This window comes from Polaromonas jejuensis NBRC 106434 (assembly GCF_001598235.1).
Classification (GTDB): Bacteria; Pseudomonadota; Gammaproteobacteria; order Burkholderiales; family Burkholderiaceae_C; genus Polaromonas; species Polaromonas jejuensis.
In genome coordinates this window covers 49,910-70,499 of the sequence record NZ_BCYO01000006.1, presented here as the reverse complement: position 1 = coordinate 70,499, position 20,590 = coordinate 49,910, and the positions used below count along the sequence as shown (strand labels likewise).

Here is a 20,590-nt window from a genome sequence, read left to right as displayed (position 1 = left end):
CGACATCCCGTATGAATCTGCTCACTTCATTGCGCTACCTGGTCGCACTGAGTGAGCACCGGCATTTTGCGCGGGCCGCGCAGGCCTGCCACATCACGCAGCCGGCGCTGTCCAACGCCTTGCGGGCGCTGGAAAAGGAGTTTGGCACGCCCATCGTCAAGCGCGCCCGCAGCTATGCCGGCCTGACGCCCGAAGGCGAGCGCGTACTCGCAACCGCCCAGCGCATGCTGCATGAGCATGCCTTGCTGCAGCAGGAACTCACCAGCAGCGCAGGACGGCCCCGGGGCCGCCTGCATCTGGGGGTGGTGCCGACGGCCGTGCCGGTGGCCGCGCGTTTTGCCGCCATGCTGCACGCTGCACATCCGGGCATTGCCCCGGTGGTGCGCGCCCTGAGTTCCCAGGAAATCGAAGAGGGCCTGGAAAACCTTTCGCTGGATTTGGCGCTGGGTTTCACGGACCGGCTCAAAAAGGGTGGGCCCTTTGCCGTGCTGCCGCAGTATGCCGAGCATTATTTTCTGGTGCGCCGGCTGCAAAACCAGGATCGCGCCATGGGGGCCGAACTGCAACTGGGCAAAGCCATGCGCTGGGTTGACGCCGCGCAACTGCCGCTGTGCCTGCTGACGCCCGAGATGCACAACCGCAGCCTGGTGGACCGCGCTTTTGCCTCCGTGGGCGCAGCGGTGCAGCCGGTCATGGAAACCAATTCGGTGCTGACCCTGGCCCTGAGCGTGCTGGCCGGCGATGTCAGCAGTGTGCTGCCGGGTGCGCTGGTCGGCGCGGTGCGCAGCCAGGGTGAGCTGGAAGCGCTGCCTCTGGTCGAGCCGGAAATGCTCACGCCCGTGGGTTTTATTTACCTGGCCAATTCCCGTGCCTCACGCGCGCTGGAAGCGGCGCTGGCGCTGGCCCGGGACCAGCGGTGGCTGCAGCATGCGGCGCAGCACAGCGGATCGCTCAAGCCCTGAGTCATCCGCCCGGCATTCGTAAGAATGCTGGGCCTGATGTGCGTGAATGCCTGTTGGCGACATGGCCAGCCTGGCCGGCCGGAATCGACCGGAGGGCGGCAGTGGGAAAATGCCCCCTGAGCAGCCGGTCGGCGCCGGGAACGGGCACAACGAAGTGCTGGACAGCAGGGGCCAAGTTGACGCAAGATTTGTGGTTCGCCCCCGCAGGCCGCGAGCGTTTGACGCGACATGCGAGGCGCTTGACAGGTGAATTCGGTGGAGCCAGTTGATTAACCTTCTCGTAGGTACATCCACAGGCAAGGGGCTGCGCATATGGTTTCTCGCGACAAAGATGGCACGATCGAGACTTGGCTGGTACGGGTATGGGGCCGTGTGCAAGGCATCGGTTACCGGGACGCTTGCGTGCGCCGCGCGCGCGCGCAGGGCATCACCGGCTGGGTCCGTAACCGCATGGATGAGTCGGTAGAGGTGATGCTGCAGGGCTCGCCGGAGCAGCTTGCGGACATGTGCAGTTGGCTGCGCGATGACATGCCCGCAGCACTCGTCGACGAGCTTGAAGTCACGCAGGTGCAGCCCCCGTTCCCTCGCTTCGACCACTTCGAGCGCTTGCCCACCCTGTAATTCCATTTCTAAATCATCCGTGCACTTTGTCGGCTTCGCTTGGCCGAAGTCTGTACTGTCTGCGCTTCGCCTTCACGAATGATTTATACAACTTTGCGTTCAATAAGTTAGATATCATACTCATCCACAGACTTCAAGGAGTTGTGGATGAAGGGTCTTATCTCGTGTGACAAGGCGACGATTGCGCGGCTTGCCGAGCGGCTGAAACAGGCCAACAGCCACTCGCAGTACCAGCGCATCCAGTGCGTGCTGATCAGGGCTACGCTGGGCAGTTCGGCTGCGCAGATCGCGCAACTGCTGGGGTGGTCGACAGCCACGGTACATGTCATCCACTCGCGCTGGGCCAAGGAAGGGGATGCCCTGTTCGACTTGCGTGGCCGGGGCGGACGACACCACCAGCACTTGAGCGCCGAGCAGGAGGCGCAGATTCTGGCGCCGTTCATCGCCCGGGCCGAAGCCGGCGGCATGCTCAAGGTAGCGGAGATTCAGCAGGCTTACCAAGAGAAGGTGGGCAAGGCGGTGGCGCCTTCGACGATCTACCGGCTGCTGGATCGGCACGGCTGGCGCAAGGTCATGCCGCGTCCGCGGCATCCGAAGGCGGACGTCGCGGCGCAGGCCGCCTTTAAAAAAACTCCGCCGCGCGGTACGCCAAGAGGTCGTGCGCCAGGCTGAACGCGGCCGCCGCGTGCGGTTGATGTTCCAGGACGAGGGCCGCTTCGGGCTGCTGGGCACGCCGCGGCGCTGCTGGGCGCCCCACGGCATTCGGCCGGTGGTGGGCGCGCGGCTGGAGCGCAAGTACATCTACGCCTTCACGGCCGTCAGCCCGCACGACGGCGTGATGGACAGTCTGGTGCTGCCATGGGTCAACGCTGAGACGATGTCGCTGTTCCTGGCCGAGGTGGCACAGCGTCACGCCGACGAGTTTGTCGTCATGGTGATGGATCAGGCCGGCTGGCACATCGCTGGCGAGTTGGTTGTGCCGGCGAACATGCGCGTGGTGCACCTGCCGCCATACAGCCCCGAGCTGAACCCGGCAACTGACCGGGTTCAGATGGATAACTTCTATATCATTGAACGCAAGTTAATATAAGAAGTGGCCACGCCGCAACGCGGGCTTGATGCTGGACGCCTCGGTTGTATCCTTGAGCCGTGGTCGAAACGTGCGCATCGACACAGCGCCTGGTGCGGCCCTCGCCTTCAGCCATTCTTCGCTGCCTCGCCGTGGAGCCATGACAAGAACGCCTCGACCGGCACGCGCTTCGCATGGCGCGCTGGGTACACGACAAAGTGAGCCTTGGTGCGCACGTCCTTGTCCAGGCTCAGGATCGGCTTGAGCTTTCCCTCGGCCATGTGCCGGCCGGCAATCGTATAGCTCTCCAGGGCGACGCCCAAGCCCTGGGCGGCGGCGTCGAGCGACATCATCGCGCGGTCGAAGCGCAGGGTGAAGCGTTCGGGCGCGCGCTTATTGGTGTGGGCCTTGAACCAGTCGGACCACTGCACCACGCTGACGTTGCTCTGGATCAGCGGAACGTCCAGTAGTTGCTCCGGGCGCTTCAGGCGGTGCTCGCGAATGAAGGCCGGGCTCGCCAGCGGCACGATGCGCTCTTCGAACAGCGGTTCGATCACGAGGTCGGGCCACTGCGGCACGCCATAGCGAATGTCGACGTCCGCCTGCCCAAGCCCGAAGTCGCTGTGGGTGTGCGCGGCCGACAGGTTGAGCGAGATGTCGGGGTAGGCCTGCGCAAATGTGGACAGCCGCGGGAGCAGCCACAGGCTCGCGAAGCTCGGCGTGGAGTGGACATAAAGGCTGTTGCGCACGCCCTGGCGCAGGTCGTCGCTCGCCGCGCCGATGGCCTGCAGCGCGCCACCGACACGCGAGAGGTACTGCTCGCCCGCGGCGCTCAGGCGCACGCCATGCGCGCTGCGTTCGAACAGGCGCACGCCCAGCTGCGATTCGAGCCGCGCGACCTGATGGCTGATCGCGGAAGCGGTGAGATGCAGCTCGGCGGCAGCGAGCGCAAAGCTGCGGCGGCGGGCCACGGCCTCGAAGGCCTGGAGGTTCACGAAGGGCGGAATGGAGGCCATGGGGGGAACCCTCACGTCAGATGAATTCCCGTCATCTTAGCCTGATGAGACTTCGCTTGTCGTCAAGTGCTCCGGCACATAACATCCGCTCCCAGGAACTCAGGAGACAAGGCGACAGGCAAGTGCGCCAGCCATCGAGGCCACGCCGAGGGCATCGGCATCTCCGACGTTCGTCCCATCGATCCACCAGCCCAAGGAGACAACCGAGATGCCGAACCCTCTCACCCATGCAGCCCGAGGCCGGGCGATGCTGCAAGCCAGCGTCGGGGGCCTGAAGTGAGCACCGCGTTGCTGGACGCACACCCCGTGCAACCGGACGATTCGCTGTTGGTGCGCGCCGAGTCGTGGCTCGGCCACGCCATCGAGATTCCCGCTGCCGCATTGGTCATCGGCGAAGTGGTCGTGCTGCTGGCGGGCGTGATCATGCGCTTCATCTTCAACAGCCCGATTCCCTGGGCTGACGAACTCGCGTCGATCCTCTTCCTCTGGCTCGCCAACCTGGGCGCCGCCGTGGCGCTGCGCCGCGGCTCGCACATGCGCACCACGGCGCTGGTGTCGCGCTGGGGCCCTCGGGCCAGGGCCTGGGCGGAGACCCTGGCGATCGCGGTGCCTTGCCTGATGCTCGTGATCCTGATCGGTCCGATGACCGAGTACGCCGCCGACGAATGGATCGTGCAGACGCCGGCCCTGTCGTGGCCGAACACGATCCGTGCAGCGGCAGTGCCTGCCGGCGCTGCACTGATGATTGCGCTCGGCCTGCTGCGCCTGGCCCGCGTCGGCATCGCGGATCTCGTCGGCGTGACCATCGCGCTCGCGGCACTGGCCATCGCGCTCTATGTCGGCTCGGGCTGGTTGCAGTCGGTCGGCAACTGGAATCTGGTCATATTCTTTGCGTTGCTGTTGGGCACCGGCGTACTGCTCGGCGTGCCGATCGCGTTCTGCTTCGGCATGGCGACAGTTGCCTTCTTGCTCTGCGTCACGTCCACGCCACTCGCGGTGGTCAGCGGTCGCATCGACGAGGGCATGAGTTCGCTGATCCTGCTGGCGGTCCCCTTGTTCATCCTGCTGGGGCACCTGGTCGAGATGACCGGCATGGCCAAGGCGATGGTGGACTTCCTGGCTTCGCTGCTGGGCCATGTGCGGGGCGGCCTGAACTACGTACTGCTCGGGGCGATGCTGCTGGTTTCCGGCATCTCCGGCGCCAAGACGGCCGACATGGCCGCCGTGGCCCCCGTGCTGCTGCCGGAGATGAAGAAGCGCGGCAACGACGAAGGCGAGCTGATTTCGCTGCTGGCCGCATCCGGTGCGATGGCCGAGACCGTTCCGCCTTCGCTGGTGTTGATCACCATTGGCTCGGTCGCGGGCATCTCGATCGGGGCGCTGTTCACCGGCGGCCTGCTGCCGGGCGTGGTGCTGGCGGTGATGCTGGCATTGCTGGCCCGCTACCGCAGCGCAGAGGTTGCGCACGGCCTGAAGCGCGCGCCCTTCAGCGTCGTCGGCCGCACGCTGCTGATCTCGTTGCCGGCGCTGTTGCTGCCGGTGCTGATTCGCACGGCCGTGGTCGAAGGCGTGGCGACGGCCACCGAGGTGTCGACCATCGGCATTGCCTACGCGGTCGTCGCGGGCCTGTTCATCTATCGCCGCTTCGACTGGCGCCGTCTCTATCCGATGCTGGTCGATACGGCGGCCTTGTCCGGCGCGATCCTCTTCATCATCGGCACGGCCACCGGCATGTCGTGGGCACTGACGCAGTCGGGCTTCTCGCACAGCCTGGCAGAGCTGATGACCAGCGTGCCGGGCGGCAAGTACGGCTTCCTGCTGGTGTCGATCGCGGCCTTCATCGTGCTTGGCAGCGTGCTCGAAGGCATCCCGGCGATGGTCCTCTTCGCACCGCTCCTGTTCCCGGTCGCCAAGGCCATCGGCGTGCATGAAGTGCACTACGCGATGGTGATCATCCTGGCCATGGGCATCGGCCTGTTCGCCCCGCCCTTCGGCCTGGGCTACTACGCCGCCTGCACGATCGGCCGCGCAAACCCCGACGTCGCCCTGCGCCGCATCTGGCCGTATCTCGGCGCGCTGCTGGTGGGCTTGCTCGTCGTGGCCTTCGTGCCCTGGTTCTCCATCGGGCTGCTCTGAGCCTGCTCCCCCTCACCGACTTTCAACAAAGGACACACATGTCTGATCTGACGAAGAATCTTCGCGAACGGGCCTACCGCATCCGCCGCTTTGCCCTGCGCATGGGCGAGGTGCAGGGCCAGGGCTACATCGGCCAGGCCCTCGGCTGGGCGGATGTGCTCGCCGTGGCCTACGGCCATGCGCTCAACTACCGTCCCGCCGAGCCCGAGTGGGAAGGCCGCGACCGCTTCCTGCTCTCGCACGGCCATTACGCCATCGCCTTCTACGCGGCGCTGATCGAGGGCGGGATCATTCAGGAGAGTGAACTCGAGACTTACGGCAGCGACGACAGCCGCCTGCCGATGTCGGGCATGGCCACCTACACGCCGGGCATGGAGATGTCGGGCGGCTCGCTCGGCCAGGGCCTGCCGATCGCCGTGGGCATGGCGCTCGGCCTGCGCCAGAAGAAGAACCCGGCCTTCGTCTATGTCTCGATGTCCGACGGCGAGCTCGACGAGGGCTCGGTGTGGGAGGCGGCCATGGGCGCTGCGCACCATCGGCTGTCGAACCTGGTCTGCCTGGTCGACATCAACAACCAGCAGGCCGATGGTCCCTCCAGCAAGGTGCTCGGCTTCGAGCCGCTGGCCGACAAGTGGGCGGCCTTCGGATGGGACGTGCAACGCGTGGACGGCAACGACCTGCCGGCCGTGCTGAAGGCTTTCGGCAACGCGCGCGACCTGGCCGAAGCGAAGCCGCGCGTGATCCTGTTCGACACCTTGATGGGCAAGGGCGTGCCCTTCCTCGAGCAGCGCGAGAAGAACCACTTCATCCGCGTCGACCCGCCCGAATGGCAGCAGGCGCTGCAGATACTGGACGACAGCTGGTCGGCCGCCAAGCAAACCGAAGGAGCCCTCGCATGAACACCGTTGTTGCGGAAAAGAAAAAGCCGCGCCTGACCACCTCGGCGATGATCGCCTCGATCGCCTCCGAAGGGCAGCGCGTCAAGGCCGCGCCCTTCGGCAAGGCACTGGTCGAGTTGGGCGCGCAGCGTCCGGAAGTCGTCGGCATGACGGCCGACCTGGCCAAGTACACCGACCTGCACCTGTTCGCGCAGGCCTACCCGGAACGCTTTCACCAGATGGGGATGGCCGAGCAACTGTTGCTCGCCGCCGCGGGAGGCATGGCCAAGGAGGGACTGGTGCCCTTCGCGACCACCTACGCGGTGTTCGGCACGCGGCGCGCGTATGACTTCATCCACCAGGTCATCGCCGAGGAGAACCTCAACGTCAAGATGTGCTTCGCATTGCCCGGCCTGACGACCGGCTACGGCCCCAGCCACCAGGCGACCGAGGACATCGCGATGATGCGCGGCATTCCCGGGCTGACGATCGTCGACCCGTGCGATGCGCTCGACATCGAGCAGGCCGTGCCGCAGATCGCGGCGCACAAAGGGCCGGTCTACATGCGCCTCCTGCGCGGCAACGTGCCCCTCGTGCTCGACGAGTACGACTACAAGTTCGAGCTCGGCAAGGCCAGGATGCTGCGTGACGGCAATGACGTGCTGGTCATCTCCAGCGGCTTCATGACGATGCGCGCGCTCGAAGTCGCGCAGGACCTGGCGGCGGACAACGTCGGCGTGGCCGTGCTGCACTGCCCGACGATCAAGCCGCTCGACGAAGCCGCCATCGTCGAAGCCGTTCGCTACAAGCATCGCCTCGTGGTCGTCGCGGAGAACCACTCCGTCATCGGCGGACTGGGCGAGTCTGTCGCCAGCGCGCTGCTGCGACACCGGGTGCAGCCGGCCGGCTTCGAGCTCGCCGGATTGCCCGACGCCTTCCTCGACGCGGGCGCATTGCCCACCTTGCACGAGCGCTACGGCATCAGCCGCGAGGCGCTGGCCAACCGCATCCGCAAGTGGCTGGGCTGAAGCCCCGGCCTGACCCTTTCATTCAACGCAAATTCAACACAACCCCTCATTGGAGATCAACATGCTTCTCGCAGACAAAGTAGCCCTCATCACCGGCGGCGCCGGCCTCAATGGACTTGGCTTCGCCACCGCACGCATGCTGGCAGAGCAAGGCGCCCGCGTCGTGATCCTCGACCTCGAACGCGCCGACCCGGCCGGCGCTGCCGCCAAACTCGGTCCGCAGCACGTGGGCCTGGTGGCCGATGTCACTGACAAGGCCTCTTGCGAACGCGCCGCCAAGGCGGCCGTGGAGCAATGCGGCCGCATCGACATCCTCGTCAACAACGCCGGCATCACGCAGCCACGCAAGACGGGCGACATCACCGGCGCGGACTACGACGCGGTGCTCGACGTGAGCCTGCGCGGCACGCTCTACATGTCGCAGGCCGTGCTGCCGACGATGCGCGCGGCCAAGACCGGCTCCATCGTCTGCATCTCGTCGGTGTCGGCGCAGCGCGGCGGCGGCATCCTGGGCGGCCCGCACTACTCGGCGGCCAAGGCCGGCGTGCTCGGCCTGGCACGCGCGATGGCGCGCGAATTCGGCATCGACGGCATCCGCGTCAACTGCGTCACGCCCGGCCTCATCGCGACCGACATCAACAAGGGCCTGATCCCCGATGACCGCATGCAGGGCATCCTGGACCAGATCCCCCTGAACCGCATCGGCGAGCCGGCCGACGTCGCCGGATGCGTCGTCTTCCTGGCCAGCCCGCTCGCCAAGTACTGCACCGGCATCACGCTGGACGTCAATGGCGGCATGTTGATCCACTGATCGGCTGCTTCACACACCCCCAACGGAGACAACAATGACCCAGCCCGAAACCTCTCGTCCGAACCTGACCCGTCGGCAATGCCTGGCCGGCGCCGCGGCGCTCCCCCTGGTCGCCATGCTGCCGCGGCGCGCGCATGCCGCCGAATTCACCTACAAGCTCGCCACCGGACAGGACCCCAGCCACCCCGTCAACAAGCGGGCGCAGGAAGCCATCGAGCGCATCAGGGAAGCGACCAAGGGACGCCTGGAGATCCGCCTGTTCCCGGCCAACCAGTTGGGCTCGGACACCGACCTCCTGGCCCAGGTGCGCAACGGGGGCGTGGAATTCTTCAACCAGGCCAGCTCGGTCCTGTCGACGCTGGTGCCGGCGGCCGGCATCGTCAACACCGGCTTCGCCTTCACCGACTACGACCAGGTCTGGAAAGCGATGGACGGCCCGCTCGGCAAGTATGTGCGCGGGCAGATCGAGAAGGTGGGCTTGCTCACCATGTCCAAGCCCTGGGACAACGGCTTTCGCCAGATCACCACGTCCACCAGGCCGATCAACACCCCCGATGACCTGCGCGGCCTGAAGCTGCGCGTGCCCTCGGCGCCTATGCTCTCGACGCTGTTTACCGCGCTGGGCGCGAGCCCGACGCCCATCAACTTCAACGAGGTGTATTCGGCGCTGCAAACCAAGCTGGTCGAAGGCCAGGAGAACCCGCTGGCGATCATTGCCACGGCGCGCTTGTACGAGGTCCAGAAGTACTGCAGCCTGAGCAACCACGTGTGGGACGCGTACTGGATCCTCGGCAACCGCAAGGCAGTAGACCGCCTGCCCAAGGACATCCAGGAGATCGTCTTCCGCGAGTTCGACAAGTCCGCCAACGACGAGCGCGCCGACATCGCCACGCTCAGCAAGACGCTGCGCGGCGATTTGCAGGCCAAGGGCCTCCAGTTCATCGAGCCCGACAAGAAGGCGTTCAAGGCCACCCTCGCCAAGACCACCTTCTACAAGGACTGGCGCGGCAAGTTTGGCGAGGACGCCTGGAAGCTGCTTGAAGAAAGTGCAGGGTCGCTTGCATGAGCGCCGCGCCGGGCCGCCCCAAGCAAGCTCGCACCGCAGTGCGAAGCACGGAGGTTACTCAATGAGTGCAGTGCTTGCCCCGAGTGCCGCGGACGTGCCGAGGCCCGCGTTGTCAAAGCTTGCCAACGCGATCCGTTTTCTCGCGATTGATGCGATCGTGCGTGCGGGCGAAGGGCATCAGGGCGTGCCGCTCGGCATGGCCGAGATCGCCACCGCGCTGTACACGCGTCACCTGAAGTTCCTTGCGGCCGACCCGACCTGGCCTGATCGCGACCGCGTCGTCCTCTCGAACGGCCATGGCTCGATGCTGCTCTACGCGCTGCTGTACCTGACGGGCTACGAGGCCATCTCGATCGACCAGGTCCAGCGCTTCCGCGAGATGGGCTCGCATTGCGAAGGCCATCCCGAGATCGCGCCCGGGCACGGCATCGAGGTGACCACCGGGCCCTTGGGCCAGGGCATTGCCAACGCGTTCGGCATGGCAGTGGCGGAGGCCTACCTCAACGCACGCTTCGGCAGCGGGCTGGTGGACCACCACACCTACGCCTTCGTCGGCGACGGCTGCCTGCAGGAGGGCATCGGCCAGGAAATGATCTCGCTGGCCGGTCATCTCCGACTGGGAAAGCTGGTGCTGCTGTGGGACGACAACCGCATCACCGATGACGGCAGCACCGCGTTGTCGATCAGTGAAAACGTCGCGGAGCGCTTTCGCGTGGCGGACTGGCACGTGATCGAGGTCGATGGGCACGACCTCGAAGCGGTGTCGGCGGCGTTGGCTGCCGCGAAGCTCGACCCCCGTCCGTCGATGATCGCGTGCCGCACCGTGATCGCGCGCGGCCTCGCACGTCTCCAGGGCCAGCGCGGCGGCCACAGCGCGCGCCTGCATCCCGAAGACGCGGACATCGCCCGCAAGGAACTCGACTGGCCCCATGCACCATTCGAGGTGCCCGCGTCCGTACTGGAAGCCTGGCGCGATGCAGGCCGCCGCAGCGCAGAGAAGCACGCCGCATGGCAGGCCCGGCACGCTGCGCTCTCGCCCGCGGAGCGCGCAGAGTTCGACCGCGTCATCGCCGGCGAACTGCCCGACGGCTGGCGCGAGACACTTCTGCGCTACAAGCGGCAGGCCACGGAGCGCAGCGAAGCGCCCGGCGGCATCATGATCTCGGCGGAGATCAACGACCTGCTCACCGACGTCTTGCCCGAGCGCATGGTGGGCTGCGCAGACCTCGAGGCGCCGACCAGCCACAAGCGCCGCCTCGCGGCCTTCACCGCTGCCGATCGCAGCGGCGCGTATGTGCACTGCGGCGTGCGCGAACACCTGATGGGTGCCATGGCCAACGGCATGGCCGCGCATGGCGGTGTCATTCCGCTGGCGGTCACCTACCTCGCCTTCTCGGACTATGAGCGGCCGGCCATGCGCATGGCTGCGCTGATGGGCTTGCCGGTGAAGTTCGTGTTCAGCCACGACTCCATCGGCGTCGGCAAGAACGGCCCCACGCACCAACCGGTGGAGATCCTGGCCTCGCTGCGTGCCATGCCCAACATGCTGGTGCTGCGTCCCGCGGATGCCGTGGAGGCCGCCGAGTGCTGGGAGATCGCGCTGGAACACTGCAGCGGCCCCGTCACGATGGTCTTCGCGCGACAGGCGCTGCCGCTCGTGCGGCGCACGCACCAGGCCGACAACCTCTCGCGCCGCGGCGGCTACGTGCTGGCCGAAGCCGTTGGCGGCCCGCGTCAGGTGACGCTCATGTCCACCGGCTCCGAAGTGGCGATTGCCTTGCAGGCGCGCGAACTGCTGCAGGCCCAGGGCGTGCCCACCGCGGTGGTATCGATGCCTTGCTGGGAGCTCTTCGACGCACAGAACGCGGCCTACCGGGCTTCCGTGCTGCCGCAGGGGGGCATCCGCGTGGCCGTGGAGGCCGCCGTGCGCTTCGGATGGGATCGCTACCTGGGCGAGCGCGGCGGCTTCATCGGCATGGCCGATTTCGGCGCGTCCGGGCCCGCCGACGAGCTGTACGAGCACTTCGGCATCGTGCCCTCGGCGGTGGTCGCCGAGGCGAAGCGATGGCTGCAACTTCAGAACTGACGAGACACTGATATGCACAAGATCGTTTTCCTGGACCGCGCGACCATTGCGCCGCAGATCCAGCTGCGCCGACCGAACTTCGAGCACGCGTACGAGGAGCATGCGTTCACCGCGCCCGACCAGGTCGCCGAGCGGCTGGAGGGTGCGAGCATTGCCATCACCAACAAGGCGCCCATCACCGCGGCCATGCTGGAGCGCCTGCCCGCACTGCGCCTCGTCGCGGTGGCGGCCACCGGCACGGATTGCATCGACAAGGCCGCCTGCCAGGCGCGCGGTATCGCGGTCGTGAACATCCGCGCCTACGCCGTCAACACGGTGCCCGAGCACACCTTCGCGCTCATCCTCGCACTGCGGCGCAACCTCGTCGCCTACCGCGAATCCGTGCTCCGCGGCCGCTGGCAGGCGTCGGGGCAGTTCTGCTTCTTCGACCACCCCATCCGCGACCTCGCGGGCGCGAGGCTGGGCATCATCGGCGAAGGGGTGCTCGGCCAGCGGGTCGCCGAGCTCGCCCGCGCCTTCGGCATGGTGCCGCTGTTCGCCGCCCACAAGGGCAAGAGCGGGCTGGGTCCCCTGTACACACCCTGGCAGGAGGTCCTCGAGACCAGCGACGTCATCACCCTGCATTCGCCGCTGACGAAGGACACGCGGGGCATGATCGCGATGCCCGAGTTCGAGGCCATGCGGCGCCGCCCGCTGATCGTCAACACCGCGCGCGGTGGGCTTGTGGACGAAGCCGATCTGGTGCGGGCGCTCGACGCGGGGCTCATCAGCGGTGCCGGATTCGACGTCGTCGACGGCGAGCCGCCTTCGCCCGACAACCCGCTGATGCGCGCAGCTTCGCGCCACAACGTGATCCTCACGCCGCATGTGGCATGGGCGTCCGACGAGGCACAGCAAGCGCTGTCCGATCAGTTGATGGACAACGTCGAAAACTTCGTCGCCGGCAGGCCGACGAACGTGGTCCTTGGCGCCTACTGATGCGGTCGATTCCGTATCGAAGGAGGGGCTATGCAGATTGAAGCGGTCATTGGCGGAGGGCGGCCCCTTGTTGCCGGCCATCCTCGCCTAGACACCAGGCGCAGAAGGATTCAGTTATAGCTGCGAGTAGACACGTCCGTGCCCGGACATTGGTCAAGTTGATACGGCGCCACGCGCAGTCCTGCCCCCGGCGACCGCTATCCAGTCTCAGTAAAGTCTTCGACCGCTCTCGGCCCCTATGCAGACATTCCTTGCGAAACCTTCAAAGACGGCTTGACAAACGAGGCTCCATAGAAGCAGCCGTTGGCCGGTACCCGCTATCGCTGCCAACTTGTCATTCACTTCTTTCCGGTGACTGACGGTAACGGGCCCGTTGCTGCCAGCCGGCTGCTGCCGTCGAAAGCCAGCTCCCAGTCCAATCCGCCTAGGGGCATTGAGGCGTCAAGCCGTGCTGCTCATTCAAGGATTGAATCAGCGCATACGCCGATTCAATTTGACGCGGCGGCGGCCGCGAGCCACAGTGCCGCATGAATCCATCCATCCAGCCTTCCGCCGTCCCGGCGGTCACCATCGCCACGGTGGACCAGTTGCGGGACCGCATACGCCGCAAAAGCAAGTTGAAGGGCCGCCAGGCCGATGAGGTGTCCCTGGCCGAAGTACGCGCGCTGATCGGCGAGCGCCCGGCTGAAGGCCATCGCCGCGACCTGCTGATCGAGCATCTGCACCAGCTCAACGACGCCTGGCGCTGCCTGCACGACCGCCACCTGGTCGCGCTGGCCAGTGAGATGAACATTCCCATGGCCGAGGTCTACGAGGTGGCCACCTTTTATCACCACTTCGAAGTGCTCAAGGGCGACAGCAAGGCTCCCGGCCTGACGGTGCGCGTGTGCGACGGCCTGGCCTGCGAGCTGGCCGGGGCGCAAGACCTGCTGGCGCGCCTGCCGGCCTTGCTGGGCCACCAGGATGTGCGGGTGGTGGCGGCGCCCTGCATGGGCCGCTGCGAGCAGGCGCCGGTCGCGGCAGTGCACCAGCGCGCCGTGCCTTTTGCCACCGTGGACGCGCTTCAGGCCGTTATTCAGGAGGAAATAAGGCCTTTAGCCCAGAAAGTACGGGTGAAGGATGCTATTAATTTCGTAGCGTCTGATCATGCGGAAAAGAGTGTGACCGGCTCGGCACGCGACGCCAGGCCGGGCTATACCGGTTATGAGACCTACCGCGCCCACGGCGGCTATGCGCTGGCCGCGTCGGTGGTCAATGGAGAGGAAGAAGCCGAGGCCATCCTCAAGGCCATGGAGGATTCCGGCCTGCGCGGCCTAGGCGGCGCGGGTTTTCCGGCGGGCCGCAAGTGGCGCATCGTGCGCGATCAGCCGGCCCCGCGCGTGATGGCAGTGAACATCGACGAAGGCGAGCCCGGCACCTTCAAGGACCGCGTCTACCTGGAACGCGACCCGCACCGTTTCCTGGAAGGCTTGCTGATCGCCGCGCAGGTGGTCGGCATTGAGGCCTGCTACATCTACCTGCGCGACGAGTACCACGACTGCCGCGCCATGCTGCAGGCCGAAATCGCCAGGCTGCAGGCCGACCCGCCCTGCGCACTGCCCTTGATCGAACTGCGGCGCGGCGCCGGCGCCTACATCTGCGGCGAAGAGTCGGCCATGATCGAAAGCATCGAAGGCAAGCGCGGCGAGCCGCGCATGCGCCCGCCCTATATCGCCCAGGTGGGCCTGTTTGGCCGGCCCACGCTGGAGCACAACTTCGAAACGCTGTACTGGGTGCGCGACATTGTGGAGAAGGGCCCGCAATGGTTCAGCGGCTTCGGCCGCAACGGCCGCAAGGGGCTGCGCAGTTTCAGCGTCAGCGGCCGCGTGAAAAACCCGGGCGTGAAACTCGCGCCCGCCGGCATCACGCTGCAGGAATTGATTGACGAATACTGCGGCGGCATGGCCGACGGCCACACGCTCTACGCCTATTTGCCCGGCGGCGCCTCGGGCGGCATTCTGCCGGCCAGCCTGAACCACATTCCGCTGGACTTTGACACCCTGCAGCCCTATGGCTGCTTCATCGGTTCGGCCGCCGTCATCGTGCTGGGTCAGCAGGACCGGGCGCGCGACGCGGCCCTCAACATGATGAAATTCTTCGAGCACGAAAGCTGCGGCCAGTGCACGCCCTGCCGCGTCGGCACCGCCAAGGCGGCCCGGTTGATGCAGGCCGAACGCTGGGACAACGCGACGCTGGAGGACCTGAGCCAGGTCATGGTCGATGCCTCGATCTGCGGACTGGGGCAGGCCGCGCCGAATCCGGTGCGCAGCGTCCAGAAATATTTTGCGCATGAGATTGGGGGCCAAGCATGAACGCTCCTGCCAAGCGGGTCGAGGTGATGCCTCAAACCGTCGAGTTCACGCTCGATGGCAAAACCCTTCATGCCTACGAAGGCGAAACCATCTTCAAGGCGGCCCAGCGCCACGGCGTGGACATTCCGCATCTTTGCTACAAGGACGGCTATCTCCCCGACGGCAACTGCCGCGCCTGCGTGGTCGAAATCAAGGGCGAGCGCACGCTGGCGCCGAGTTGCTGCCGCAACGCCGTAGCCGGCATGGAGGTGCAGGCCGGCAGCGAGCGCGCCCTCAAGAGCCAGAAGATGGTGCTGGAGATGCTGCTGTCGGACATGCCGGAGCAGGGCTACAAATGGAACGATGCGAATTCGGGGAGCCCTCACCCTGACCCTCTCCCAGGGGGAGAGGGGATTAATTCGCGTTCACTCCCTCTCCCTCCGGGAGAGGGCAGGGGTGAGGGCTCCCCCGGCCAGCATGGTGAGCTGAGCGACTGGGCGGCGCGCATGGATGTCACGGTGCGGCCCGAACTCAAGGCGCTGCGCCGCGAGCAGCCCCAGGCCGACCTGTCACATCCCGCCATGGCCGTGAACCTGGATGCCTGCATCCAGTGCAAGCGCTGCGTGCGTGCCTGCCGCGAGGAGCAGGTCAACGACGTGATCGGCTACGCCCAGCGCGGCGCGCACAGCGAAATCGTGTTTGACCTGAACGACCCCATGGGCGACAGCACTTGCGTGGCCTGCGGCGAATGCGTGCAGGCCTGCCCCACGGGCGCGCTCATGCCCAAGACGCAAATCGGCTCGCAGCGGGTGGATAAAAAGGTCGATTCGGTCTGTCCCTTCTGCGGCGTCGGCTGCCTGGTGACCTATAACGTCAAGGACAACAAGATTGTCAGTGTGGACGGGCGCGACGGCCCGGCCAACCACAGCCGTCTGTGCGTAAAAGGGCGCTTTGGCTTTGACTATGCCCATAGCCCGCAGCGTTTGACGGTGCCGCTGATCCGCAAGTCCGGCGTGGCCAAAGATCCCGAAGCCCTGCAGCATCTCAATCGCGATAGCGCCGACTGGTCGGAGGTGTTTCGCGAAGCCTCCTGGGAGGAGGCGCTGGCGCTGTCCGCCGGTTCGCTCAAATACCTGCGCGACACCCACGGCAAAAAATCACTGGCGGGCTTTGGCTCGGCCAAGGGCAGCAACGAAGAGGCCTACCTGTTCCAGAAGCTGGTGCGCACCGGCTTTGGCAGCAACAACGTGGACCATTGCACGCGCCTGTGCCATGCCTCCAGCGTGGCGGCGCTGCTCGAAGGCGTGGGCTCGGGCGCGGTGAGCAACCAGGTCAATGATGTGGCGCATTCGGACCTGATTTTCATCATCGGCTCGAACCCGACGGCGAATCACCCGGTGGCGGCGACCTGGATGAAGAATGCCGCAAAAAGGGGCGCGAAAATCGTGCTGGCCGACCCCCGCATCACCGACATAGGCAAATACGCCTGGCGCACCCTGCAGTTCAAGGCCGACACCGATGTGGCCATGCTCAATGCCCTGATTTACACGGTGATTGACGAGGGTTTGACTGACCGCGATTTCATTGAAAAGCGTGCCAGCAACTTTGAAGCGCTGCGTGAAAACGTCAAGGGCTACAGCCCCGAAGCCATGGCACCTATTTGCGGCATTCCGGCGCAAACGCTGCGCGAAGTCGCGCGTGAATTTGCCCGGGCCAGGGGCGCGATGATTCTCTGGGGCATGGGCGTGAGCCAGCATGTGCACGGCACCGACAACGCGCGCTGCCTGATTGCCCTCAGCACGGTGACCGGGCAGATTGGCAAACCCGGCTCGGGCCTGCATCCGCTGCGCGGCCAGAACAATGTGCAGGGCGCCAGCGATGCCGGCCTGATTCCCATGATGTATCCCAACTACCAGCGCGTGACCGACAAGGCGGCGCACGCCTGGTTCGAGGACTTCTGGAAAATGCCGCTGGATGACCAGCCCGGCTACACCGTGGTCGAGATCATGCACAAGGCGCTGGCGCCCGACAGCGACCCGCACAAGGTGCGCGGCATGTACATCATGGGCGAGAACCCGGCCATGAGCGACCCCGACCTCAACCATGCGCGCCATGCGCTGGCCAGCCTGGAGCACCTGGTGGTGCAGGACATCTTCATGACCGAAACCGCCTGGCTGGCCGATGTGGTGCTGCCAGCGACGGCCTGGCCCGAGAAGACCGGCACGGTGAGCAACACCGACCGCATGGTGCAACTGGGCCAGCAGGCCATTGATCCGCCCGGTGAAGCCCGGCCCGATCTCTGGATCATCCAGCAATTGGCCACACGCATGGGACTGGACTGGAACTACCCGGGCGAACATGCTGGCGTGGCAGCGGTGTATGAAGAAATGCGCCAGGCCATGCATGCGGTGATTTCAGGCATTAGCTGGGAGCGTCTGCAGCGCGAGTCCAGCGTGACCTACCCCTGCCTGAGCGCGGACGATCCCGGTGCGCCGACGGTGTTCATGGACCGCTTCGATACCGACGACGGCCGCGTCAAGCTGGTGCCCGCCGACATCATTCCCGCCAACGAGCGTCCCGACGCCGACTACCCCTTTGTGCTGATCACCGGGCGCCAGCTCGAGCACTGGCACACCGGCAGCATGACGCGCCGCGCCACCGTGCTGGATGCGATCGAGCCCATGGCGACGGCCTCGCTGTGTGGTGCCGACCTGCAGGCGCTGGGCCTGGCGGCGGGGGACGTGGTCACGGTGCAATCGCGCCGGGGTGAGGTGGCGATTCATGTTCGCCGTGACGACGGTACGCCGCAGGGGGCCGTCTTCATTCCCTTTGCCTATTACGAGGCCGCCGCCAACCTCATGACCAATGCCGCGCTGGACCCGTTCGGAAAAATCCCGGAGTTCAAGTACTGCGCGGTGGCCATTCGGCGCGGCGGCGCGGCGGCTGCCACGGCGGGCTATGGTGCGGGCGAGACCCTGGCGCGGGCCTGAAAATGGCGCCTGAACGCCGGGCCCGCTTTGACAGGCCTCAGGAAGCCAGGCCCATCACGTCCGTGAAGGCCTGCAGGAACAAGGCATTGTCCTCGGCGCTGCCGATGGAAACGCGGATGAAATTCTCGTAGCCGCGTTCCTTCCACGGCTTGACGGCCACGCCGCGCGCCAGCAGTCCTTCGGCGACCGGGCCGTTGGCGCGCTGCAGATTCAGAAACAGGAAGTTGGCCGCGGAGGGCGCCATGGTCACGCCCAGGGCGTGCAGTTGCGCCGCCAGTGCGTCGCGCCGTGCCACGGTTTCGCGCACGCTCATCTCCATGTGTGCCGGGTCCTTCCAGGCCGCGAGTGCGGCCGTTTGCGCGGCCAGGTTCACATTGAAGGGCGTGCGCACGCGGTCCAGGATCTGCACCAGTTTTTCGTCCGAGGCAATGCCGTAGCCAACACGCAAGCCGGCCAGGCCCCAGGCCTTGGAGAAGGTGCGCAGAGCTATCCACGGACGGGATTGCGCGCGCAACTCGGCCAGGGCGTCGGGGAACCCGGGGGTCAGGCGCGCGTATTCGTAATAAGCCTCGTCAATCACCAGCAGGGTTTCGGGCGGTGTGGCCTGCACGATGCGCCTGAAGGCATGGGCGTCGAGCATGCAGCCCACCGGGTTGGAGGGGTTGCTCAGCATGGCCAGTTTGGGCGGCTGCGGGCCGCCGGCCAGTGCGTCGCACCACGCGTCGACATCGAATTCCAGCGCTGGCGTCACCGGCACCATCTGCACCCGCGCACCCATCATGCGCGGATAGATGTCATGCAGGCCGAAGGACGGGCTCAGCGTCACCACCCGGTCGCCGGGCGAGAGAAAGGCCTGGCACAGCACTTCCAGCAGGTTTTCGGAGCCGTTGCCCATCACCACCTGGCCGGCCTGCGTGCCTGTACGTTCGGCAATGGCGCTGCGCAGGGCCTGGCTGTTGGCGTCGGGGTAGGTGGCCGCAGCGCCGGCGAGTTCGGCCAGCGCCTTGGCGACCGCAGGGCTGGGGCCGAAGGGGTTTTCATTGCTGGCCAGGCGCGCGACATGCGTGACGCCATAGCGCTGGCGCACGACATCGGACGACAGCCCGGCGTTGTAGGCCGGCAGGTCGCGCACTTCGGGCCGCGCAAGGCGGCTGAGCAATTCGGCGGAGGCAGTGGTCATGGCGTGGCTTTCGGGTCCTGTTGCGTGAGGTCAAAAATCTTGCCCGGATTGAGCAGGTTCAGCGGGTCCAGCGCCAGCTTGATGGCGCGCATGGCGGCGAGCTCGGCCGGCGTGCGGCTGGCTTGCAGATAGGGTTTTTTGTGCAGGCCTATGCCGTGTTCGGCCGAGATGCTGCCGCCACGTTGGGCCAGCAGGGCGTAAACCATCTCCTCGACTTCGTGTGCCGCCTGCTCCGGGGTCAGGCTGGCGCCGAGCGAGCGGGCGTCGGTCGTGAGGTGCAGATTCCCGTCGCCCAGGTGGCCAAAGCGCAGCGTGCGCTGGTCCGGCCAGCGCGCCGTCAAGGCGCTTACGCACTGCTCGGCGAAGTCGCCGATCTGGTCGATAGGCAGGCTGACGTCGAAATTGATGGGCACGAGGTGCGTGGGGAACTCCGCCGTGGCTTCGCGGATGCGCCACAGCGATAGCGCCTGGGCCTGCGACTGGGCCACCACGGCGTCGAGCACGATGCCCTGGTCCATGGCTTCGCCCAGGGCGGTCTGCAGGCTGTCGGTCAGCAGGGCTTGGTCGCGGCCGGTGACCTCGGCCAGCACCATGAAGGGATAGGCCTGCGGCAGTGGCGATGCCAACTGGCTCCAGCGCAGGGAGGTGGCATAAAAGTCTTCCCACATCAGTTCGAAGGCGGCCAGCGCCCCCGGGAAATGCGCCTGCAGCAAGCGCAGCAGCCGGATGGCGCTGGCATAGTCCGGCAGCGCGACCAGTGCGCTCACCCGGGCGCGCGGCGCGGGGTGGAGCTTGAGCACGGCGCGGGTGATGACGCCCAGCGTGCCCTCCGAGCCTATGAACCACTGCTTGAGGTCGTAGCCGGTGTTGTTCTTGAGCATGGGCCGTAGCATGTTCAACACGGTGCCGTCGGCCAGCACGACTTCAAGGCCCAGGGCCTGCTCGCGCATCATGCCGAACTGCACCACGCCATTGCCGCCGGCGTTGGTGGCGAGGTTGCCGCCTATCTGGCAGGAACCGCGCGCGCCCAGGTCCACGCCCAACAGCAGGCCTGCGGCCTGAGCGGCTTCCTGCGCGGCTTGCAGGGTGACGCCGGCCTGCACGGTCAGGGTGGCGGCCGCCGTGTCCACTTGCTCGATGGCGTTCAGGCGTTCCAGCGACAGCGCCACGGCATTTTCCTGGGGCATGGCCCCGCCGGCCAGGCCCGTCAGGCCGCCTAGCGGCACGACGGGGACGCGGTGGGCATGGCAGATACGCAGCGCCGTGGCGACTTCGCCGGGATGGGCGGGATGCACCAGCGCCAAAGGGCGAACCGGCGGCGCACCACTCCAGTCGGCCTGGTAGCGCGCGTCAATGGCCTCGCCCCACTGCACCGCGCCTTGGCCTAGCTGCGAAACCAGGTCGTCGATCAGCGAGAGGGTGGTTGCCGGCGTTTCCAT

The 20,590-nt window shown here is 66.4% G+C and carries 16 protein-coding genes; 13 read left to right on the top strand and 3 right to left on the bottom strand.

The window, feature by feature from the left end:
* Positions 1 to 11 precede the first annotated feature (11 nt).
* From PJE01S_RS09275 to PJE01S_RS09260, 4 genes are all read left to right on the top strand, one after another.
* Positions 12 to 962: a LysR family transcriptional regulator gene (locus PJE01S_RS09275; RefSeq protein WP_068833069.1), complete on the top strand. Its 951-nt coding sequence runs from the start codon at positions 12 to 14 to the stop codon at positions 960 to 962.
* A 312-nt stretch (positions 963 to 1,274) separates the two neighbouring features.
* Entirely contained in the window at positions 1,275 to 1,583 is a 309-nt protein-coding gene (locus PJE01S_RS09270) for an acylphosphatase (RefSeq protein WP_068833067.1), read from the top strand.
* Positions 1,584 to 1,730: 147 nt separating this feature from the next.
* The gene (locus PJE01S_RS09265; protein ID WP_068833065.1) at positions 1,731 to 2,255 is read left to right on the top strand and encodes a winged helix-turn-helix domain-containing protein; all 525 of its coding nucleotides are present in this window, start codon (positions 1,731 to 1,733) and stop codon (positions 2,253 to 2,255) included.
* Positions 2,242 to 2,673: a transposase gene (locus PJE01S_RS09260; protein ID WP_245660700.1), complete on the top strand. Its 432-nt coding sequence runs from the start codon at positions 2,242 to 2,244 to the stop codon at positions 2,671 to 2,673. The genes PJE01S_RS09265 and PJE01S_RS09260 overlap by 14 nt, the downstream gene beginning before the upstream one ends.
* Positions 2,674 to 2,780: 107 nt before the next feature.
* Here PJE01S_RS09260 and PJE01S_RS09255 read toward each other — a convergent pair whose 3' ends face one another.
* Complete coding sequence (locus tag PJE01S_RS09255) at positions 2,781 to 3,668, bottom strand: LysR substrate-binding domain-containing protein (protein ID WP_068833062.1); 888 nt, start codon at positions 3,666 to 3,668, stop codon at positions 2,781 to 2,783.
* A gap of 276 nt (positions 3,669 to 3,944) precedes the next feature.
* Here PJE01S_RS09255 and PJE01S_RS09250 point away from each other — a divergent pair, with 276 nt between their 5' ends.
* The 9 genes from PJE01S_RS09250 to fdhF all read left to right on the top strand — a co-directional run bounded on the left by PJE01S_RS09250 (position 3,945) and on the right by fdhF (position 17,971).
* On the top strand, positions 3,945 to 5,804 hold the full coding sequence (locus PJE01S_RS09250) for a TRAP transporter large permease (RefSeq protein ID WP_068833060.1): 1,860 nt from the start codon (positions 3,945 to 3,947) through the stop codon (positions 5,802 to 5,804).
* Positions 5,805 to 5,842: 38 nt separating this feature from the next.
* Positions 5,843 to 6,703, top strand: a complete 861-nt coding sequence (locus PJE01S_RS09245) for a transketolase (protein WP_068833058.1) — start codon at positions 5,843 to 5,845, stop codon at positions 6,701 to 6,703.
* Positions 6,700 to 7,710 (top strand): transketolase family protein, encoded by a 1,011-nt coding sequence (locus PJE01S_RS09240; protein ID WP_068833056.1) that lies wholly within the window; start codon positions 6,700 to 6,702, stop codon positions 7,708 to 7,710. The genes PJE01S_RS09245 and PJE01S_RS09240 overlap by 4 nt, the downstream gene beginning before the upstream one ends.
* 61 nt (positions 7,711 to 7,771) lie before the next feature.
* Entirely contained in the window at positions 7,772 to 8,521 is a 750-nt protein-coding gene (locus tag PJE01S_RS09235; RefSeq protein ID WP_068833414.1) for an SDR family NAD(P)-dependent oxidoreductase, read from the top strand.
* Positions 8,522 to 8,555: 34 nt separating this feature from the next.
* On the top strand, positions 8,556 to 9,587 hold the full coding sequence (locus tag PJE01S_RS09230; RefSeq protein WP_068833054.1) for a TRAP transporter substrate-binding protein: 1,032 nt from the start codon (positions 8,556 to 8,558) through the stop codon (positions 9,585 to 9,587).
* 61 nt (positions 9,588 to 9,648) lie between these two features.
* Positions 9,649 to 11,673 carry a transketolase gene (tkt, locus tag PJE01S_RS09225; RefSeq protein ID WP_068833052.1) on the top strand — a complete coding sequence of 675 codons (2,025 nt, stop codon included), beginning with the start codon at positions 9,649 to 9,651 and terminating at the stop codon, positions 11,671 to 11,673.
* Positions 11,674 to 11,685: 12 nt separating this feature from the next.
* Positions 11,686 to 12,651, top strand: a complete 966-nt coding sequence (locus PJE01S_RS09220) for a D-2-hydroxyacid dehydrogenase (RefSeq protein WP_068833050.1) — start codon at positions 11,686 to 11,688, stop codon at positions 12,649 to 12,651.
* Positions 12,652 to 13,178: 527 nt separating this feature from the next.
* A complete protein-coding gene (locus PJE01S_RS09215; protein WP_068833048.1) occupies positions 13,179 to 15,002 on the top strand; it encodes an NADH-ubiquinone oxidoreductase-F iron-sulfur binding region domain-containing protein in 1,824 nt (607 codons plus the stop codon).
* Complete coding sequence (fdhF, locus tag PJE01S_RS09210; RefSeq protein WP_068833046.1) at positions 14,999 to 17,971, top strand: formate dehydrogenase subunit alpha; 2,973 nt, start codon at positions 14,999 to 15,001, stop codon at positions 17,969 to 17,971. The genes PJE01S_RS09215 and fdhF overlap by 4 nt, the downstream gene beginning before the upstream one ends.
* A 37-nt stretch (positions 17,972 to 18,008) precedes the next feature.
* Here the strand turns inward: fdhF and PJE01S_RS09205 are convergent, their stop codons facing one another.
* Positions 18,009 to 19,151, bottom strand: a complete 1,143-nt coding sequence (locus PJE01S_RS09205) for a histidinol-phosphate transaminase (protein ID WP_068833044.1) — start codon at positions 19,149 to 19,151, stop codon at positions 18,009 to 18,011.
* A complete protein-coding gene (locus PJE01S_RS09200) occupies positions 19,148 to 20,590 on the bottom strand; it encodes an FAD-binding oxidoreductase (RefSeq protein WP_068833042.1) in 1,443 nt (480 codons plus the stop codon). Before PJE01S_RS09200 ends, PJE01S_RS09205 begins: the two co-directional genes overlap by 4 nt.

Bases quoted from the DNA above. Each gene is read 5' to 3' on its own strand.
- PJE01S_RS09240 (WP_068833056.1), top strand. From the start codon at position 6,700: ATGAACACCGTTGTTGCGGAAAAGAAAAAGCCGCGCCTGACCACCTCG.
- PJE01S_RS09200 (WP_068833042.1), bottom strand. From the start codon at position 20,590: ATGGAAACGCCGGCAACCACCCTCTCGCTGATCGACGACCTGGTTTCG.
- PJE01S_RS09275 (WP_068833069.1), top strand. From the start codon at position 12: ATGAATCTGCTCACTTCATTGCGCTACCTGGTCGCACTGAGTGAGCAC.
- PJE01S_RS09230 (WP_068833054.1), top strand. From the start codon at position 8,556: ATGACCCAGCCCGAAACCTCTCGTCCGAACCTGACCCGTCGGCAATGC.
- PJE01S_RS09215 (WP_068833048.1), top strand. From the start codon at position 13,179: ATGAATCCATCCATCCAGCCTTCCGCCGTCCCGGCGGTCACCATCGCC.
- PJE01S_RS09265 (WP_068833065.1), top strand. From the start codon at position 1,731: ATGAAGGGTCTTATCTCGTGTGACAAGGCGACGATTGCGCGGCTTGCC.
- PJE01S_RS09245 (WP_068833058.1), top strand. From the start codon at position 5,843: ATGTCTGATCTGACGAAGAATCTTCGCGAACGGGCCTACCGCATCCGC.
- PJE01S_RS09205 (WP_068833044.1), bottom strand. From the start codon at position 19,151: ATGACCACTGCCTCCGCCGAATTGCTCAGCCGCCTTGCGCGGCCCGAA.
- PJE01S_RS09255 (WP_068833062.1), bottom strand. From the start codon at position 3,668: ATGGCCTCCATTCCGCCCTTCGTGAACCTCCAGGCCTTCGAGGCCGTG.
- tkt (WP_068833052.1), top strand. From the start codon at position 9,649: ATGAGTGCAGTGCTTGCCCCGAGTGCCGCGGACGTGCCGAGGCCCGCG.
- PJE01S_RS09220 (WP_068833050.1), top strand. From the start codon at position 11,686: ATGCACAAGATCGTTTTCCTGGACCGCGCGACCATTGCGCCGCAGATC.
- PJE01S_RS09235 (WP_068833414.1), top strand. From the start codon at position 7,772: ATGCTTCTCGCAGACAAAGTAGCCCTCATCACCGGCGGCGCCGGCCTC.
- PJE01S_RS09270 (WP_068833067.1), top strand. From the start codon at position 1,275: ATGGTTTCTCGCGACAAAGATGGCACGATCGAGACTTGGCTGGTACGG.
- fdhF (WP_068833046.1), top strand. From the start codon at position 14,999: ATGAACGCTCCTGCCAAGCGGGTCGAGGTGATGCCTCAAACCGTCGAG.